The sequence below is a fragment of the uncultured Winogradskyella sp. genome (genome assembly GCF_947498005.1).
In the GTDB taxonomy this organism is placed as follows: Bacteria; Bacteroidota; Bacteroidia; order Flavobacteriales; family Flavobacteriaceae; genus Winogradskyella.
In genome coordinates, this window is the sequence record NZ_CANMIW010000005.1 from 212,084 (window position 1) to 231,703 (window position 19,620).

The window sequence follows — 19,620 nt, forward strand, 5'->3', positions numbered from 1 at the left end:
TGAAAATATTAAAAGGTATGATTTCTTCTGAATCTTATAAGTCTAAACCATTAGAGCTCGAACAATATTTTCAACAATTTAGACAACATATAATTGGCCAAAATCAAACTTTTGTGTCGCCATATGGTGAGCAAAAAATCATTTATACAGATTGGACAGCTTCTGGTCGCTTATACAGACCTATAGAAGAAAAGATTTGTAATGATATTGGCCCTTTTGTTGCGAACACACATACCGAAACGACGGTGTCTGGCACAGCAATGACAAAGGCTTACCATAAAGCAAGGCATATTATTAAGGACCATGTAAATGCCAATGAAGATGATATTCTCATTGTCTCTGGCAATGGAATGACAGGTGTAGTCAATAAGTTTCAACGTATACTTGGATTAAAAGTACCTGAGAATTTAAAGGAGTTTACAACCATTCCGGATGAAATGAGGCCTGTGGTTTTTATTTCGCACATGGAACATCACTCTAACCAAACAACTTGGTTAGAAACGATGGCAAAAGTTGAAGTGGTTCCGCCTAATGAAGAGGGTTTGTTTTGTTTAAAGAATTTAGAAAAGTTGTTAGTGCAATATAAAGATTGTACTATTAAAATTGCATCTATTGTAGGCGGTTCTAATGTAACAGGGATTCAAATTCCGCATCATGATGTTGCTAAATTAATGCATCAACATGGAGGTGTTTGTTTTGTAGATTTTGCCTGTTCTGCGCCTTATGTTACTATGGATATGCATCCAGAAGATAAAGAAGCGCAACTCGATGCCATATTTTTTTCGCCTCATAAGTTTTTAGGTGGTCCAGGAACCTCTGGTGTATTGGTATTCAATAAAAAACTATACAAAAATATGGTGCCAGATTGTCCTGGAGGCGGCACCGTAAGTTGGACAAATCCTTGGGGCGAACACAAGTATATCGATAATATTGAAGATAGAGAAGATGGTGGTACACCTGGATTTCTTCAAACTATAAAGACAGCATTATCTATTCGTTTAAAAGAGGGAATGGGTGTAACAAATATGTTGCAGCGTGAGCATCAATTGGTGGATATTATTTTTTCTAAGCTAGACGGAATTGAAAATATTCACATTCTTGCAGGTCAACATAAAGACAGGTTGGGAATTATTTCATTTTATATAGATGATTTACATTTTAATTTGGCTGTAAAATTACTGAATGATAAATTCGGCGTTCAAACAAGAGGTGGTTGTAGTTGTGCAGGTACTTACGGACATTTTTTATTACACGTAGATCAGCAAATGTCTCATGAGTTAACGAATGAAATTTCAATTGGTGAATTGGTAAGAAAACCCGGTTGGATACGTATGTCTATTCATCCAACAACGACTAACACTGAAATTGAATTTGTCTGTGATAGTATTCTTGATTTAGCTAAAAATCATGAGACATGGGCCAAGGACTACGAATATTCTAAGTGTAATAATGAGTTTATCCATAAGACTTTAGTAGATCAACCGTGTACAGTAACTAATGTTGATGTTTGGTTTGAAATGTAACGCATTCCTTTTTAAATTTTCTAAAGAAACTCAGCAGGCACTTTATCACGATGCTTCCATCGCTTGTGCGTCCAAAGGTAAAATTGCGGTGCATCTAAAATTTGTTCTTCTAGTAATTTAAAAAACACATCTGTTATTTCGTAATTTTTAAAATCTTTTGGGTTTTCTGCTATGGTTTTAAACGTTGTTTCGTAGTAACCACGCTTTATTCGTTTTACACTAAAAAACACAACAGCCATATCCAGTTTCTTTGCCAAAACTTCAGCGCCAACATACATAGGTACTTTTATGCCCATAAAATTATTCCAATATAATGCTTTATGCGCTTTTGGTGATTGGTCTGATACAAAGCCGTTAATTGTTAATTCCTCTTTTTTCTTACTGTCTAGCAATACACTAAAAGTTTCTTTTGTGGTAATAAGGTGAGAATTGTATTTAGCTCTAATACGCTTTACCAATTTATCAAAATGCTTGTTAGCAAGACGTTTATAAACTGCATAACCTTTGTGTTTTACGTATTTTTGTAGAATAAAAATCCATTCCCAACTACCATAATGACCACACATAAGAATGATGCTGCGCTGTTTTTTTTCTAAGTCATTTAATAGCTCAACATTAGTAAACTTAAAACGTTTCTTCATTTGAGCTTCACTAATGGTTAAAGATTTTATAGCTTCTACCATCATATCACAAAAATGATGATAAAATTGGCTAGTTATTGTAGCGATTTCTTTCTCTGATTTATCAGGAAAAACTAAGCGTAGATTTTCTTTTACAACTGCTTTTCGGTATCCAAAAACACGATACATAAATAGGTAAATTAAATCTGAAAAACCATAGAGTAATCTAAATGGCAAGATTGAAATTAACCAAAGAATTGGGTAAACTAAGATGTAAGCAATAAGTTGCATTAAAGTATGATTGCATTTAAGCACAAATATATATATTTGATTTCTAAGAATAGAGTTTATGGACAATTTAGGAATAAGTATAGTAACCATAGTCATTATTGCAGCGAACGGTATTATTTCGTTTAAGGGATTTGACGATCGCGGTTTCTTTGAAAAATTTAAATTTAATGTTGGCAGTATAAGACGTGGAGAACAGATACGGATGTTAAGTTCAGGGTTTCTTCATGCAGATATGACACACCTGTTCTTTAACATGTTTACACTTTATTTCTTTGCAGATTTTGTAGTTGCAAGATTAGGGTCATTACATTTTTTAATCATTTATTTTGCAAGTTTAATCTTTGGAAATCTATTATCACTGTATTTTCATAAAGATGAATATTGGTACAGTGCCATTGGTGCAAGTGGTGCAGTTACAGGAATTTTGTATTCGGCTATTCTTTTAGAACCAGGCATGAGTTTGTACATGTATTTTATTCCTATCCCAATTCCTGGTTATATATTTGGAATCGGCTATTTATTGTACTCTATATATGGTATGAAAAAAAGTATTGGTAACATTGGTCACGACGCGCATTTCGGCGGTGCAATTGGTGGTTATGTTATTACTTTAATATTGTATCCAAGTATATTTGAAACTAATCTAGGTTATGTAGGTTTGTTGGCCATTCCAATAATTATTCTGTTTGTTTTACATAAAACAGGAAAATTGAAGTAAGTCTCATTTCAATTAGGATCCTTTTCTGAATTTAAATCACATATTTTACAATACTTTTGCAATAAAGAATTGAAAAATGCATAACGATACTATTGTAGCTTTAGCAACACCTTCAGGAAGTGGTGCAATAGCGGTTATAAGATTGTCAGGAAATGATGCTATAGCCATAGCTTCTAAAAATTTTAAATCTATATCAGGTAAAAAATTAAGTCAGCAAGCAACCCATACTATTCATCTAGGTCATATAATAGAAGGAGACAAAACTATAGATGAGGTATTAATTTCAATTTTTAAAGATCCTAATTCTTATACAGGTGAAAATGTAATTGAAATATCTTGTCATGGATCATCATATATTCAACAAGAAATTATTCAACTTTTTTTGCGACATGGTTGTAGAATGGCAACGGCTGGAGAATTTACCTTAAGAGCATTTTTAAACGGAAAACTCGATTTAAGCCAAGCAGAAGCTGTAGCTGATTTAATTTCAAGTGATAATGAAGCATCACATCAAATTGCTATGCAACAAATGCGTGGAGGTTTTTCATCTGAAATTGCCAAACTTCGTGAGGAACTCTTAAACTTTGCATCATTAATAGAGTTAGAATTAGACTTTGCAGAAGAGGATGTTGAGTTTGCAGATCGAACACAATTTAAACAACTTATAGAACGTATCAACTTTGTATTGAAACGTTTAATTGATTCTTTCGCAGTAGGAAACGTCATCAAAAACGGAATACCTGTTGCTATTGTTGGCGAGCCAAATGTTGGGAAATCTACTTTGCTTAATGCTTTGTTAAATGAAGATAGAGCTATAGTGTCTGAAATTGCAGGGACGACAAGAGATACTATTGAAGACGAAATTTCAATAGGAGGCATCGGTTTTAGATTTATTGATACAGCAGGAATCAGAGAAACCGAAGATGTGGTTGAAAGCATAGGTATTAAAAAAACCTTTGAAAAGATTGAACAAGCACAGGTTGTTATGTTCTTAATTGGTTGTCCTCAATTAGTAGCGAGCAAAGATGCCGTAGATGCTTTTAAAATAGAAATAGAAAAAATAAAGAATAAGTTTCCTCAAAAGCAACTTTTAGTTGTTCTTAATAAAATTGATCAGATTACAGATTCTAAATTAGCAAATATTACTAGTACATTAGAATCAAAATCTACACGATTAATTCCAATTTCAGCAAAAACTGGTACTGGAGTAGAGCAATTAACAAATGCCTTACTTAATTTAATTAATACAGGAGCGCTTAGAAATAATGAGACTATTGTTACTAATTCACGTCATTATGATGCATTGTTAAAAGCTTTTGAAGAAATTCAGAAAGTGAAACATGGACTAGAAACAGGATTGTCTGGCGATTTATTAGCTATAGATATTAGACAAGCATTATATCATTTTGGTGAAATAACTGGCGAAATTACTAATGATGACCTTTTAGGTAATATATTTGCTAATTTCTGTATAGGAAAATAAAACTATAGCCTTATTTCTTTATAGATTCTGAACAAGGCAAATAAAAAATTATTGAATCTTAATTACGTATTCATTTCTCTTAGATTGATTGGAGTTGAGACATCGTTTTTTACTAATAATAACATCAACTTTAATTAATTTTTATAATTAAATGGACATTACAAATCCCTTAGTTTACGGCGTACCTTGCTTTTTAGGTTTTATAGCTTTAGAACTTTCTTATAGTAAAGCTTTTGATAATAAAAAGTTATATAAACGAAAAGATTTAATATCTAGTTTATCACTTGGTGTAGGTTCAGCAATTTTAGGAGCGTTGTTAAAAACGGTTTCTGTAATGCTGATTTTTAATTTTGCTTACGACGTTTTTAATCCTCTCGTAGATGGTGTGCGTACTAACATTATGGGTTGGGAATCTTTTGGTTATGCTTGGTATATTTGGGTAATTTGTATGCTTTTAGATGATTTTGCATATTACTGGTTTCACAGGCAAAACCATATGGTTAGGATTTTTTGGGCAGCACATATAGTGCATCATTCATCAGATAATTTTAATTTAGGAACTGCGGTAAGAAACGGTTGGTTTACCTTGTTTTATAAGCCTTTTTTCTACGTATGGATTGTTATGATAGGTTTTCCGCCAGAAATGCTCGTTGTGTGTTTGGGTATAGAGTCTTTATGGCAGTTTCAATTGCACACGCAGTATGTGAAAAAACTAGGTGTTTTTGAAAAGTTTCTAAATACACATACCATGCATCAAGTACATCATGCACAGAATATAGAATACATGGATAAAAATCATGGTGGCATACTAAATGTTTTTGATAGAATTTTTGGAACATGGAAAGAATTAGATGAAACTATAGATATTAAATATGGTGTTTCTACACCACCTGAATCTTATAACATTTTTATAATTCTGACACATGAGTATAAGAATATTTGGAATGACTTAAAAAAGTCCAAGAATTGGAAACATAAGTTTATGTATGTGTTCGGACCTCCTGGTTGGAGCCACGATAATAGTACAAAAACTATTAAGCAAATACGGTTAGAGATTATAGAGACTTCAAAAAATAAGACGCTGTTTTAAGATAATATAGCAGTTGTTAGTAGAATCAGTTGATTATAACAGGTGCTTGCTATAAATAGCTGCTTTATAGTGGATTATGTTTTTATTGATTATAAATATTAATTTAATAACATTGGTTTTTTGAAAAAGTTCTAATATTTTCGTAAATTATCCTAGCATAGTTTATTTGGTAAATTAGCCCTTAACTTCTTTCCCTTTTTTAACTAACTAAACCGCTGTATGACTATTTTTTTCTTATTGTTACTAGGGCTGCTCTTAGCGTCTTTTAGTTTTCTGGCCTTATATGAGCTAAGAACTAAAGTTGGTTTGGCTCCTTTGTTTATGATTCTTGCTGCTGTTCTATTTTTCTCTGCTTATTTAGGTAATAAATTAGGTGTAGAAATTGTTGACGATAGTACTATAGAACTCACATCTATAGTTTTGTTTAGCGGATTTTTATTCGCAGTCTTGTTGATTTATATAAACGAAGGTGCAAAGTGTACAAGAGCTCTTATAATAGGTTCTATATTATCTGCTGTGTTTATGGCTACATTATTGCCAATTCTTCAAACCACTCAATATTTAGGTAATAGTAGTGCTGCCTTTTTAGATAACGCAATGTTTCCTAGCTTTAAAATGCTACTATTCAGTAGTTTTATTATGGCTGCAGAGCTACTATTGCTAGTTATTATTTATCAATATATAGTGCAAGCATTTAGAAGCGTGCCATATTATCTTGTTTTAATCCTTTCTATAGTATCTGTTTTAATTTTTGATGCACTAATTTATAATTTGGTCTCCGCTAAGTTATCAAGCTTGTTTACTAAATCATTTACAATAGAAATCCTTTTTAGATCTATATCAGGAATTTCGTATGCTCTTATACTATTCTTCTACCTAAAAATCAAGAATAGTGATCAAACATGCTTAGATTTCATGCGAACGCAAAGAAAAGATGTGTTATCTATTTTTAAATCTAGTCCAGAAATATTAGATATAAATTATGAAAAATCTGTATTAGCACAAAAACCTGCATTCAAAATAGAAAGCGCTTTAAATCATATTTCTGATGGTTTTGTAACCTTAGATAATGATTGGCGTTTTACATACGCTAATGTAAAAACTGGAGAGTTTTTAAGAGAAAACCCTAAGGATTTAATAGGTAAGCAAATTTGGACTGTTTTCCCAGACAATGAAGATTTATACTTCTCTAAACAATATCATAAAGCAAAGCAGACATTAAAAATTTTAACATTAGAAGGTTATTATGAGCGTTTAGATCGTTGGTTTGAAAACAGGATATATCCAACAGAAGATGGTGTTACAATCTATTTTAGGGATATTACGGAAAGGAAAAAACGCGAGAACTCAAATCAGATGTTGGGTTCTTTAATAGAAACAAGTAACCAGTTTATTGGTTTGGCTTCGTTAGAGGGAAAACCATTTTATCTAAATACCAATGGTAGGTCGTTGGTAGGTTTAGGGGAAAAAGACGAGTTGCCAAATTCTATTTCTGACTTCTTTTCAGATGATTATAAGAACGAAACAGAAGAAGATCACTTAACAAATCTTCTTAGCAAAGGGAGTTGGAGTGGTGAGGTTCAATTTAAAAACTTTAAAACAGATCAGTTAATCTCTGTTGAAATATCTGGCTTTTTAATTACAGATACAAATACAAATGAACCCATATCATTAGGTATTGTAGCTAATGATATTACAGAGCGAAAACGCACCGAAGAGAACCTAATTAATAGTGAAAGTCTTTTTAAAAGACTGTCATCAGAAGCACCTTCTGGTATATTTCAAACTGATCAAAAAGGTTATTGTAATTACGTTAATGAGAAATGGTTACAATACGCTGGTATTACATATGATGACGCTATGGGATACGGTTGGGCTAAAGCCATACACCCAGAGGATAGAACAAGAATAGAGATAGAATGGCAAGATTATATCTCCTCCGATAGAGAAGAATTGGAGACTCAGTTTAGATTTTTACATAAAAATGACATAGTGGTTTGGGTTACAGTTAAGACTGTTGCAACCTATGATGCTGACCAAAACCTTAGTGGTTATATAGGAATGGCAATTGATGTTACTGAGAGAAAGCAAGCAGAAGAAAAATTAATTAATAGTGAGTTACTTTTTAGAAGTTTAACATCTAAAGCTCCTGTCGGTATTTTTCAAACGGACGCTAATGGCTCCTGTAGTTTTGTAAACAACCAATGGATCAAATATTCTGGTATATCTTATGATGATGCTATGGGCTTTGGTTGGTCTAATGCTTTGCATCCTGATGATAAAGAACGAATATTAAAAATTTGGGAAAATGCAATCACTAAAAATGAAGAATATAACGTTGATTTAAGGTTCTTCAATAAAAAAGAAAATAAAACTTATTGGCTAACTGTAAAATCAGAGAGTTTATATGACGTAAATAATAACGTAACAGGTTTCATTGGAGTTTGTATTGACATTACAGAAAGACAAATCGCGATTCAGCAACTTAGAGAAAGTGAAAAATACCTCGATAATATCTTAAATAATATTGGTGATCCAGTTTTTGTAAAAGATGACCAAAGTAGAATTGTTTTAGCTACTGACGCTTTTTGTTCAATTTTTAATATTGCAAAAGAAAAAATTCTAGGACAAACGTTAGCTGAGTATTTTCCGGAAGATGCAAGACACCGTTTTATGCAAAATGATCGAATGGTGTTAGACACAGGGTTGGTTAATATACAAGAGGAAACACTCAATTTAGATAATAAAAACACTAAATCTATATCTACAAAGAAAACCCGCTTTATAGATAGCAATGGCAATAAGTTTATTATAGGCGTTATTAGAGATGTTACGGAACGTAAAAAAGTGAATAGTGAAATAGCGGAAGTTAAAAATAAACTCGAAGCGGCTGTAAGAATTGGGGGAATAGGCTATTGGAGTTGGGATAGGGTAAAAGATGAAGTGTTTTGGTCAGATATTATATACGACATATATGATGTAGATAAAGACACGCCTCTTACTTATAGTACAGTATTTAGTAGAATACATCCTGAAGATAGAGCTTTTCATAATAAGATTATTAAAGAAAATGCCTCTACTGGAAATACAGATCCATATGAATTTAGAGTGTTAAGGCGAGATAAGTCCATAAGATATGTTATTTCGCATATGGAAGTCCTCAAGGATGAACATGGTAACCTTACAAGGTATCAAGGTACTGTCATGGATATTACAGATAGAAAGAAAGCTGAATTAGATTTAATAGACAGTGAAAAACTATTTAAGCGTTTAATATCTAATGCACCAGTTGCTATTTTTCAAGCGGATATTGAAGGAAAGTGTAATTACGTAAATAATGAATGGCTAGCTTATACAGGTCAAAATTTTGAAAACGTAATGGGTTATGGTTGGTTAAACAAAATACATCCTGAGGACCAAGTTGCGACAGCAAATTTATGGGAACAAGGTATAAAGGCTAAAACGGATATTTTATTAGAATTTAGACTTATTAATCCTTGCGGTAAAACAATATGGCTTTCTAATAAAGCAATTAGAACATTTGATGCTAATAATCAATTTAATGGTTACATAGGTATATCATTAGATATTACAGATAGGAAATTGGCAGAAGAGAATGAGTTAAAGAATAAGCATTACCTCAATAATATTTTAAATAATATTGGTGATCCAATTTTCGTAAAAGATGACCAAAGTAGGTTAATACTAGTTAATAATGCACTTTGCGATGTGTTTGGTTTACCTAGAGAACAGATTTTAGGTAAAACGATGGCAGAAAGGATACCACAAAAAGAGCGTGATACGTTTTTAAGAATTGATAAAGAGGTTATTGAAACTGGTATTGAAAATACTAATGAAGAAACGGTTAATCTAAATGGAAAAGAACTGAGAACATTTTCCATAAAAAAGACGAGATATATCCAAAATGGTAATAGACTTCTGTTAGGTGTACTTAGAGATGTTACTGAGCGGAAAAAAGCGGAGGAAGAAATTAGAAAAACCCACCAAAGACTTACAACGCATTTAAATAATTCTCCTTTAGCAGTTATAGAGTGGGACAATAATTTTAAAATCACAAATTGGTCACCACAAGCTAAAACTGTTTTTGGTTGGCATGAGGAGGAGGTTATTGGTAAGAATTACAAGGACTTAAATTTGGCATTTCAAGACGATAAAGAAATTATAGAAACTACTTATAACGAGTTGCTCAGTGGAACTGTAAATCGCAATAGGTCACTAAATCGTAATTACACTAAGCACAAAATAATAATTTATTGCGAATGGTATAATTCTGTGTTATTGTCGCCAACTGGAGAAATTGAATCATTTTTTTCAATGGTACAAGATGTTACAGAACGTATAGAGATTGAAAAAGGAATAGCGGAAAGTGAAGAGAAATTCTCTAAAGTGTTTAATTCTAGTCTAATAGGGTATTCAATCGTAAATACAGATCAGATTAGAGTAGATGTCAATGAAGCAATGGCAACTATGTTAGAGTCTACAAGAGAGCATTTAATTGGTAAAACAATGGAAGGTGCAATGGTAGATGTGCTAGATGAGTCTTACTATAGTCAAAAAGAACGGTTGTTTCAAAAGCTCATGAAAAACGGTTATTTACATAATGAAACCATAGATAGAACCTTAGTCAGTGGAAAAAAAATAAGTATTTTATGTTCTGTAGAAGCCATAGAGATTGCAGGTGAAACGCATGCACTTTTTGCTGTTGTAGATAATACAGATAAGAAAATTACTGAGTTAGAGCTTGAAACTTATAGAAATAATCTTGAAGAATTAGTTGCGTTGAGAACAGAAGAAGTGAATACTAAAAATATTCAATTAGAACGAATGAATAAACTATTTGTTGGTAGAGAATTAAAAATGAGAGAATTAAAAGAAATTGTAAAAGAATTAAAAAATAAGTATGAGAAGTAGCTGTAATGGGCAGAATTTAGGGTATAATCAATTGGTAATTATATGATAATAAATAAATTATACCAATTTTTAAAAAAACCATTAGTTGCTGGGGTTTCAACTTTTATTGTACTACTTATAATAACGCAATTTATTGCATACCAAAAGTATCGAATTAATAATAGCGAACAACAACAAATATTAAATCAGGAAATAAGTTTTATAAAAGAAAAGCTTCAGTTCTTAATAATGTTTAATTATTCTGCAACAAAATCCCTGGCTTATATTGTAGAGCGTAATGGGATACCTGATGATTTTGACGCAATCGCGATAGATTTATTAGAACATCAAAGTTATTTTGATGCCGTGGAATTGGTGGATAGTACTGGTGTGATTACGCATGTATACCCTAAGGAAGGCAATCCTGTTTTAGGTTTTAATATATTATCTAGTAAAGAAGGTGGCACAGGCGCTCATGCTACTATACAAAGAAAGGATTTTTTTATTGCTGGTCCTGTTAACTTAAAACAAGGTGGTGTAGGCATTATTAGTAGGCAGCCGATTTATATAGAAGATAAATTTCATGGTTTTACAGCTGTGGTTACTAAACTTTCTACATTTTTCAATGATTTAGAAATAAATCATTTGAATGATAGCCAATTTGAATATCAATTGTCTAAAGTAAACGGAATGACTGGTGAAGAAAGTTACTTTTTAGATAGCAACTTAGCGGCATTAGAAGATTATGCAGTACCAATTAAAATACCTTCTGGTGAGTGGAAGTTGTATATTATGCCAAAAGGGAATAGAACCAATTCAGCTTACTGGTTTAGTGTCTTAGGATTTTTATTAGCAGGTTTTGCCGGTTGGGGAACTTGGTATTTTATTGGAACATCTGATAGGTTCAATAGGTTAATCAAAATTAAACTAGATAGCCAAGAAGCGCAGTTGAAATTTATACACGAAACGACTAAACATCAAATCAGAAAAAGTGAAGCGAGTTTAAACAAAGCCCAAGAAATTGCGAGTTTAGGAAGTTGGGAGTTAGATCTAAAAACAAATAAAATTACGTGGTCCGAAGAAATGTATCGCATATTTGAAAAAGACCTAGATAGTTATAACGTTACTCGCAAAGGTGTATATGATACTGTGCATCCAGAGGATAGAATTATGGTACGCAATATTGTTGATGAGGCCATAGAAAACAAACACAATTACCAAGTTACATATCGTTTATTATTATCAGATGAGCGCATAAAGTACATAGATGAGCAATGTGAGTTGTATTATGATGAAGATAATATACCAATAAAACTATTTGGGACTATACAAGATATAACGGAAAGAATAATAAGAGAAAAGGAATTATTAAATTTTAAAATCAACCTAGAGAATATTGTAAGTAAACGTACTGAAGAGTTAAATGATAGTAAAGAAGCTTTATTAAATTTAGTTGAGGATATCAATGAGCAAACTATTGAACTAGAGAAGGAAAAAATGAAAGCACAATCCGCAGATTTAATGAAGTCTGCGTTTTTAGCGACTATGTCTCATGAGTTAAGAACACCAATGAATTCAATAATTGGTTTTACTGGTATCCTTTTAAAAGAATTAGCAGGTCCGTTAAATAAAGAGCAAAAAAAACAGCTTTCTATGGTAGAAAGAAGCGGGCAAAATTTGCTGAGACTAATTAACGATGTTTTAGATATTTCTAAAATAGAAGCCGGTAAATTAAATGTTTCGTACGAGCCATTTAATTATCTTGTATCAATACATAAAACAATAGATTTTTTAAAACCTCAAGTGGATAAAAAAGGGTTGACAATAATTACCCAGATTGAAGATAAAGACATTGTCATAGATAGTGACGAAAGACGGATTGAACAGGTGTTGTTAAACTTAATTTCTAATGCTATTAAATTTTCAGATAAAGGAATTATCACAGTAAAAGTAGACGTTAAAGACAGTAATGTTGTTACTCAAGTAATTGATGAAGGAATCGGTGTTTCGGCGAAAGATATTGATAAGTTATTTGAACCCTTTACTCAATTAGAAGATGGATTAAATAGAAAACAAGAAGGTACAGGTTTAGGCTTAACAATAAGTAAAAGTTTAATAGAGAAACTAGGAGGCACTATCTTTGTGTGTAGTGAGTTAGATACGGGAAGTAAATTTACGTTTTCATTACCATTAAAAAAAAAATAACTAAGAAATAAATGTTTCAATAATAAAAAGAATGATTTTGCAGTACTGAAGTTAATTTTTAAATTAATAAGATATGAAACCATCTATTTTAATAATAGAAGATAATGAACAAAACATGTATATGTTATCATATCTTCTAAAAGGTAATGATTATCATGTAATTGAAGCATACAATGGAAATGATGGAATAAATTTAGCACTTAAATACAATCCAGAAATAATATTGTTAGATATTCAATTGCCAGACATGGATGGTTATGAAATCTGTGTTAAACTACGTAATGATAAATTACCTAAAGCAACAACAATAATTGCTGTAACATCTTATGCGATGGGTGGAGATAGAGAAAAGGCACTAAGAGCAGGAGCAGATGGTTATATAGAAAAGCCAATAAATACTGAAACATTTGTAAGTGAAATGATTAGAATTTTTAACAAAAAACAACAAAAATAGATATGAGTACTGTATTGATCGTCGATGATATATATGAAAACCTCTATTTGCTAAGAGTAATATTAGAGAAATCTGGTTTTGATGTCATAGAAGCTTATGATGGTAAAGAAGGGTTAGAGCAATTGTCTAAAAATAGAGTAGATATTATTGTTTCTGATATTTTAATGCCAGTAATGGATGGCTATATGTTCTGCCAAGCTTGTAAAAAAGAGGAGGCATATAAAAGCATCCCTTTCTTATTTTATACATCTACATATACAGAAAAACTAGATGAGGAATTAGCTCTAAAATTAGGCGCTGTGAAGTTTTTACGAAAGCCAACTGATTATGATAAAATAGTTCCAATAATTCAAAATGTATTAAAACAAGAAATCGTTAAACCCAATAAAGTAGTAGATGAAGATTTCTCTGAGAAAGAAGTTTTAAGATTTTACAGCAAACGATTAATTAGCAAGTTAGAACAAAAAAATCTAGAACTAGAAAAGGAAATTCTAGAGAGAAAAAAAATTGAAAAATCATTGATTCAAAAAAATGAGATACTAGATTTATTTGCATCTAATATACCATTGAATAAAATTTTAGAGCAATTAATTTTAAATTATGAATCTGAAAATCTTGGTTATTTTGGAAGTATAAACTTGGTAAATAAAGAAGGGACACATTTAAAATTGAGCGCAGGACCATCGCTACCAGAGTCATATCTTGAAGGCGTAAAAATTATTAAAATTGAGAAAGATCGAGGCTCATGTGGTACTGCTGCATTTGCTAAGCAAACGGTAATTGTTTCAGATGTTGCTACAGATAAGTTGTGGAAAAATGACAAAGAATTGGCTTTAAAACATAATTTAAAGTCATGTTGGTCTGTACCTGTGCTTTCTAAAGACAACGAGCTCTTAGGAACATTTGCTATATACAGTAGTGCTATTAATGCACCAACGGAAGAAGAAATAAAAGATTTGAATTTCGCCGTAGGGCTCGCAGTAATTGCTATAGAAAAAAGTATAATAACTGAAGAAATTAAGAAAAAAGATGAATCATATAAGGCATTAGTAAATCAAGCGATAGATGCTATTATTGCTTACGATTTTGAAGGGAATATCTATGAGTTTAATAGAGCGACTTATTTAATGTTGGGCTATACTAAAAACGAGTTTTCAAATATGAAACTTCAAGATTTTTTAGTAGGTAATATTATTAGAGACTTAGATCTTCATCAAGATATTTTAGATGGTAAATCAGTAGTCTTTCAAAGGCAATTAAGACATAAAAATGGAAATATAATAGAAGGAGAAGTCTCTGTAAAAATTAAAGGTGATGGTAAAGTTGTTAGTATTGTAAGGGATATAACGGAAAGAGAAAAAATTTTAAGAGCAATAAAGCAAGAGAAAGAGTTTTCATCTGGTCTTTTAGAAGCTATGCAAGAGGGCTTATATGCTATTAATACAGAATCAGAGATTATAAGTGTTAATCCTGCGTTTTGCAGAATGACAGGGTTTTCACAAGAGGAATTGCTTGGAGTTAAACGCCCTTATCCGTTTTCTCCACCAGAATTGTCTGAAGCAAATGACATTCGTTATAAGCTTTTAACAGAGAACAAAAACGAAACAAGTTACGAGAATACTTATTTAAGAAAAAATGGAGAACGATTTCCGGTACAACTAATAGTTTCACGAATTAATGATGCAGATGGTAATAAGATTGCCAATTTTGCCACCATACAAGATATTACAGAACGACGAAAGGCTGAAATAGAACTTAAGTTATCCAAAGAATTTAATGATAAATTAATAATGTCTATGCAAGAAGGCTTAATGATAGCTTCATTGGATACAAAACTTATTTTAGTAAACGATTCTTTATGTAAAATAACAGGTTATACCAAGACAGAACTATTAAGTCATGGTCATCCATACCCTTTTTGGAAGAAACAAGACCATGATAGTGTACTTGGTAGATACCAAGAAGTAGCTGAAGAAAAAGCAAAAGAAGTATACTACGACATCGTTAAAAAAAATGGTGAAATAATAAAAGCATCATTTTTTACTGGTACAATTAAAAATAACAAGGAGGAAGTAATAGCGGTTTTTGCGACTATTAAGGATATTTCAGAAGAAGAGAAAGCAAAACAATTATTAATAGAAAAAGAAAAAAGGTCTAACCAAAAAAAGCAAGTAATACTTGAGTTGGCTGAATTAGTTGGTGAAGATTTAGAATTGTCATTAAAAAGAATAACGGAACTATCTGCGATAACTTTAAATGTAGAGCGCGTAAGTATCTGGAGCTTCAGTGAAGATAGAAGTAGCGTTGTTTGTAAAAATTATTATACTTTAGAAAAAGGTTATGTCAATGAAAAGTATGAATTAAATTACTCAGAAAATTCAAATTATTTTGAAACCTTAAAAAGAAATCAATCCATATTAATTAAAGATGCAAGAAATAATGAGCTTACTAAACCATTTGCAGAATCTTATTTAATACCTAATAACATTATTTCTTTAATGGATGTTTCAATTAATAGTGCAATTGGGAGTTATGGTTTAATTTGTTTTGCCCATTCCGGAGAAAATTTAAGAGATTGGACAGCAGAAGAGCAGGAGTTCGCTACATCCATAGCAAGTATTGTATCACTGATGGTAGAAAGTTCAGAACGTAGGCATGTTGAAGAGGAACTAGTTTTAACGAATTCAGAATTATTTAAGGCAAATAATGAGTTAAATAGTCTTCGTGAAAAATTAGAAAGAGAAAACATTTACCTTAGAAATGAAATAGACCTTGTATTTAATTATGAAGAAATGGTTTATGGCAGTGAAATATTTAGCAATGTCTTAAACGAAATAGAACAGGTAGCACCAACTAACGCAACAGTATTATTATTAGGTGAATCTGGTACAGGTAAAGAGCTATTGGCAAGGGCTATTCATAATATTGGGCATCGTAATAACGATCCTTTAATAAAAGTAAACTGTTCAGCAATACCCAGAGAACTGATAGAAAGCGAATTGTTTGGGCATAAAAAAGGGTCTTTCACTGGAGCCTTTAGTGATAAGATTGGTAAGTTTGAGTTGGCGGATAACGGTACACTGTTTTTAGATGAAATTGGAGAATTACCCTTAGATATGCAACCAAAAATTCTTAGATTTCTGCAAGAAGGCGAAATTGAAGTCGTTGGTGGTGCTCATGTAAAAAAGTTAAATGTTAGGGTAATTGCAGCCACAAACCGTAATCTAGTAGAAGAGATTAGAAAAAAGCAGTTTAGAGAAGATTTATATTTTAGACTTAATGTATTCCCTATTAATGTTCCGGCTTTAAGAGAGCGAAAAGATGATATACCTTTGCTGGTAGAGCATTTTGTGGAGAAGTTTAACAAAGCGTATAATAAAAATATAGAGTTTATAAGTGATGAGTCTATGACTAAGCTTAAAGCTTATAATTGGCCAGGAAATATTAGAGAATTAGAAAATTTAATTGAGCGTGCTTCAATTCTATCATCAGATAAAACATTGATAATTCCAGGTTTTGAATCTTCGAGCCAAAAAACAAAACCTATAAATAATATAGACTTGTCATTAGATGCTGTTCAGCGTAATCATATTCTTCAAATTTTAGAACAATGTAATTGGAAAATTACTGGCTCAAATGGTGCTGCCGAATTATTAGAACTAAAGCCAAGTACGCTTAGAGATAGAATGGCTAAATTAGGGTTGAAACGATTAGTTTAATGTAACGGTATTTCGCTAACGGTAAAGATTTTTTAAATACCACTCACGGAATACCGTTAGTTTTTTGTAAATACACATTAGCGAGTTAACATCTAAATCATTGACAATCAATATTTTGTGATTTTAAATTTGATTTTGGCATAGGTATTGGAATAAGTTTCATAAATAATTTAATTATGAGAAACGTTTTTCAATTCGATGGTATTGTATTTTGGGTTAACCAAGATATAATTCATTGTAAACTTGATTCTCAATTTTTTACAAAGTACAATAGCGAAACTACTGTTGCCTTGTTAAAGGATACCATTCCATCATTATCACACGGCAGTTATTTACCATTATTAATTAATGTAGAGAATCTTGAGCGTCCATGTGCTTTAAAATTATTTAATATCATATCAAATAGTTCTGATATTAAAAAGTTAGTGCTTTCAAGAATTTTCGTAGTCAACTCGTTCGGGTTAAAGATCATTTTAACATTAAACAATTTGATTGTAAAACAAGCTGTTCCAAATAAGATTTTTAGAAATTATAATTCGGCAATAACATTTTGTAAAAATGATTATTTGAGTTTTAACAGAGTTACCAATCATAATTTTTCCTAATTAAGTGGAATTTAGAATATAAAATAATAGAACTACATAAAAAGACTTGCATATAAACGCTTTAGCATTATTTATTTAGGTGACGTTCAGAATAAAATAGCAATCACTATAAACTATCTAAAGGTTAGTAATAATTCTTTTTTTTGGATAGTTGTTTATACTAGAATAGCCATTTCTGTCCATAGATATATGAGCTTATTCAATGCCAAGTATATTCTTTTAGTGAATTATAATGACAATTTAACGTTAAAGGTGTTTAAGCAAGTCTTCTTTTTTCTAGCTCCAGTTGTCGAGTTTATTGTATAAGTGAATACATCGTGTAGTCTCAACTACATAGTATTAGGTTTTTAAATCTTATATAATTTAGCTGAAATTAGATTATTTTTTATTGTGTTCTGGTTGAAACAATCACATTATCAAATGATTACATCTTAAAAATTAAGACTGTAAATAATAACGGTATGCCGTTTGTTACCCGTTTATTTTCGTAAAAGTCACGGTATTCCGTGCTTTAAATTATTCTTTATTGATATGTTAATGTTTTTTAAATAACTGAATATCAGGTTATTGAGTGGCTTTGGAGACCACAAAAACTGTTTTGGCACATCAATTGGTATTATATTTATAAATAACGACATATGAGAAACGTAATACAATATGAGGGAATTAAAATATGGGTGGAAGACGATATAATGCACTGTAAACTTCATCCAGATTTTTTTAAGAGTTATAATAGAATCAGAACAGAGAAGACACTAGTTAACGCTATTACTTTTCTAAACGATAAAAAGTATATGCCTTTTCATATTGATTTAAAGCAACTTAGAGGCACGCATGCGGTTGAGATATTCATGCTTATTTCTAAGAGCGTTTCTATTAATACATTAATAGTGTCGAGAGTTTTCTTAGTGCGTTCAACTAGTTTAAATGATTTACATGCGCTTAATAGTATTACTAGTAAAACAGGTCTGCCTAATGGAATTTATGCGGATAACAATTTAGCTCTAAGATATTGTCAAAATGATTATCAATTTTTGTATAACGTTGGTTAATAGTTATTTGTTGTTGGAGAATAATAATTTAAGTGCATAGTATTAACTATTAAAAATAATAAAAGGAAACATATTGTTAACTTGTATAATTACGCCTTAATAACATTAATTAAGGATACGTTCGGAATAAATAGCAATCACTTACACCATTGGATCCCTATTAACAATCCATCCAATGTAAGTGTTTTTAAAAGCAGAGTATGTTCTTATACCCTAACTAAGAAGTATAATTTCTACTTTCAAAAAACATGTTAAGTGAATTATCGGTAACTATTTCATTTAAGGCGTTTAAGCGAGTTCAATATATAATAAGGAAAGAGAGCTAATTTGCTCTCTTTTTTTGTTCCATAAATTCATACCATTTTTTTTCACTCTAATTTCAAAAACGATTAATTGCTTTTTGTTTAATACCTTTGTTAAAAGACGTAATTAATGAGATGAATTTGCGTCTAAACAATAAAAAATAGAGCTATGTTAACTTGGAAAGATATTATCAGTTTTTCAGTAAATGGAAACCCAAAGCCAGACCGAAGAGTTGAGAAAACAGAAGAAGAATGGAAAGCAATTTTAACATCAGAACAATTTAGAATTACCAGAAAAGCAGGTACAGAAGCACCACATTCTGGTGGTTTATGTACAAGTTATGAAGCTGGTAAATACAACTGTGTTTGTTGTAACACACCATTATTCGATTCTACAATTAAATTTAACTCTGGCACAGGTTGGCCAAGTTTCTCACAACCTATTAAAGAAAACGCCATAAAATATTTAAAAGATACAGCCTTTGGTATGGTTAGAGTAGAAGTGCAATGCAATACGTGCGATGCGCACCAAGGCCATGTATTTCCAGATGGACCAGAACCAAGTGGATTAAGGTATTGCATCAATTCAGAATCTATGGTGCTTCAAACGGAAGAACAAGTTTCAGAATAAGGATTACTTATATTAT

12 protein-coding genes are annotated in these 19,620 nt (G+C 31.3%); 11 read left to right on the forward strand and 1 reads right to left on the reverse strand.

Going from position 1 to position 19,620, the window contains the following annotated elements; translation table 11 throughout:
- The first annotated feature begins 17 nt into the window (after window positions 1-17).
- On the forward strand, window positions 18-1,523 hold the full coding sequence (locus Q0891_RS11025) for an aminotransferase class V-fold PLP-dependent enzyme (protein ID WP_299101769.1): 1,506 nt from the start codon (window positions 18-20) through the stop codon (window positions 1,521-1,523).
- Window positions 1,524-1,543: 20 nt separating this feature from the next.
- Here the strand turns inward: Q0891_RS11025 and Q0891_RS11030 are convergent, their stop codons facing one another.
- On the reverse strand, window positions 1,544-2,434 hold the full coding sequence (locus Q0891_RS11030; protein ID WP_299101581.1) for a lysophospholipid acyltransferase family protein: 891 nt from the start codon (window positions 2,432-2,434) through the stop codon (window positions 1,544-1,546).
- Window positions 2,435-2,492: 58 nt separating this feature from the next.
- Between Q0891_RS11030 and Q0891_RS11035 the strand changes: the two genes are divergently transcribed.
- The 10 genes from Q0891_RS11035 (at window position 2,493) to msrB (ending at window position 19,604) form a co-directional block, all read left to right on the forward strand.
- The gene (locus Q0891_RS11035) at window positions 2,493-3,152 is read left to right on the forward strand and encodes a rhomboid family intramembrane serine protease (protein ID WP_299101582.1); all 660 of its coding nucleotides are present in this window, start codon (window positions 2,493-2,495) and stop codon (window positions 3,150-3,152) included.
- 76 nt (window positions 3,153-3,228) lie between these two features.
- The gene (gene mnmE / locus Q0891_RS11040; RefSeq protein WP_299101583.1) at window positions 3,229-4,635 is read left to right on the forward strand and encodes a tRNA uridine-5-carboxymethylaminomethyl(34) synthesis GTPase MnmE; all 1,407 of its coding nucleotides are present in this window, start codon (window positions 3,229-3,231) and stop codon (window positions 4,633-4,635) included.
- Between the two features lie 151 nt (window positions 4,636-4,786).
- Window positions 4,787-5,725, forward strand: a complete 939-nt coding sequence (locus Q0891_RS11045; protein ID WP_299101584.1) for a sterol desaturase family protein — start codon at window positions 4,787-4,789, stop codon at window positions 5,723-5,725.
- Between the two features lie 219 nt (window positions 5,726-5,944).
- Window positions 5,945-10,657, forward strand: a complete 4,713-nt coding sequence (locus tag Q0891_RS11050; protein ID WP_299101585.1) for a PAS domain S-box protein — start codon at window positions 5,945-5,947, stop codon at window positions 10,655-10,657.
- 42 nt (window positions 10,658-10,699) lie between these two features.
- Window positions 10,700-12,841 (forward strand): ATP-binding protein, encoded by a 2,142-nt coding sequence (locus Q0891_RS11055; RefSeq protein ID WP_299101586.1) that lies wholly within the window; start codon window positions 10,700-10,702, stop codon window positions 12,839-12,841.
- A gap of 73 nt (window positions 12,842-12,914) precedes the next feature.
- Complete coding sequence (locus Q0891_RS11060) at window positions 12,915-13,295, forward strand: response regulator (protein ID WP_299101587.1); 381 nt, start codon at window positions 12,915-12,917, stop codon at window positions 13,293-13,295.
- Window positions 13,296-13,297: 2 nt separating this feature from the next.
- On the forward strand, window positions 13,298-17,014 hold the full coding sequence (locus Q0891_RS11065) for a sigma 54-interacting transcriptional regulator (RefSeq protein WP_299101588.1): 3,717 nt from the start codon (window positions 13,298-13,300) through the stop codon (window positions 17,012-17,014).
- Window positions 17,015-17,190: 176 nt separating this feature from the next.
- The gene (locus Q0891_RS11070) at window positions 17,191-17,619 is read left to right on the forward strand and encodes a hypothetical protein (protein ID WP_299101589.1); all 429 of its coding nucleotides are present in this window, start codon (window positions 17,191-17,193) and stop codon (window positions 17,617-17,619) included.
- A gap of 638 nt (window positions 17,620-18,257) precedes the next feature.
- Window positions 18,258-18,671: a hypothetical protein gene (locus tag Q0891_RS11075; protein WP_299101590.1), complete on the forward strand. Its 414-nt coding sequence runs from the start codon at window positions 18,258-18,260 to the stop codon at window positions 18,669-18,671.
- A gap of 471 nt (window positions 18,672-19,142) precedes the next feature.
- The gene (msrB, locus tag Q0891_RS11080) at window positions 19,143-19,604 is read left to right on the forward strand and encodes a peptide-methionine (R)-S-oxide reductase MsrB (RefSeq protein ID WP_299101591.1); all 462 of its coding nucleotides are present in this window, start codon (window positions 19,143-19,145) and stop codon (window positions 19,602-19,604) included.
- Window positions 19,605-19,620 lie beyond the last annotated feature (16 nt).

Excerpts from the sequence above, each read along its gene's own strand:
- Q0891_RS11025 (WP_299101769.1), top strand. The coding sequence starts at position 18 with ATGATTTCTTCTGAATCTTATAAGTCTAAACCATTAGAGCTCGAACAA.
- Q0891_RS11030 (WP_299101581.1), bottom strand. The coding sequence starts at position 2,434 with ATGCAACTTATTGCTTACATCTTAGTTTACCCAATTCTTTGGTTAATT.
- Q0891_RS11035 (WP_299101582.1), top strand. The coding sequence starts at position 2,493 with ATGGACAATTTAGGAATAAGTATAGTAACCATAGTCATTATTGCAGCG.
- mnmE (WP_299101583.1), top strand. The coding sequence starts at position 3,229 with ATGCATAACGATACTATTGTAGCTTTAGCAACACCTTCAGGAAGTGGT.
- Q0891_RS11045 (WP_299101584.1), top strand. The coding sequence starts at position 4,787 with ATGGACATTACAAATCCCTTAGTTTACGGCGTACCTTGCTTTTTAGGT.
- Q0891_RS11050 (WP_299101585.1), top strand. The coding sequence starts at position 5,945 with ATGACTATTTTTTTCTTATTGTTACTAGGGCTGCTCTTAGCGTCTTTT.
- Q0891_RS11055 (WP_299101586.1), top strand. The coding sequence starts at position 10,700 with ATGATAATAAATAAATTATACCAATTTTTAAAAAAACCATTAGTTGCT.
- Q0891_RS11060 (WP_299101587.1), top strand. The coding sequence starts at position 12,915 with ATGAAACCATCTATTTTAATAATAGAAGATAATGAACAAAACATGTAT.
- Q0891_RS11065 (WP_299101588.1), top strand. The coding sequence starts at position 13,298 with ATGAGTACTGTATTGATCGTCGATGATATATATGAAAACCTCTATTTG.
- Q0891_RS11070 (WP_299101589.1), top strand. The coding sequence starts at position 17,191 with ATGAGAAACGTTTTTCAATTCGATGGTATTGTATTTTGGGTTAACCAA.
- Q0891_RS11075 (WP_299101590.1), top strand. The coding sequence starts at position 18,258 with ATGAGAAACGTAATACAATATGAGGGAATTAAAATATGGGTGGAAGAC.
- msrB (WP_299101591.1), top strand. The coding sequence starts at position 19,143 with ATGTTAACTTGGAAAGATATTATCAGTTTTTCAGTAAATGGAAACCCA.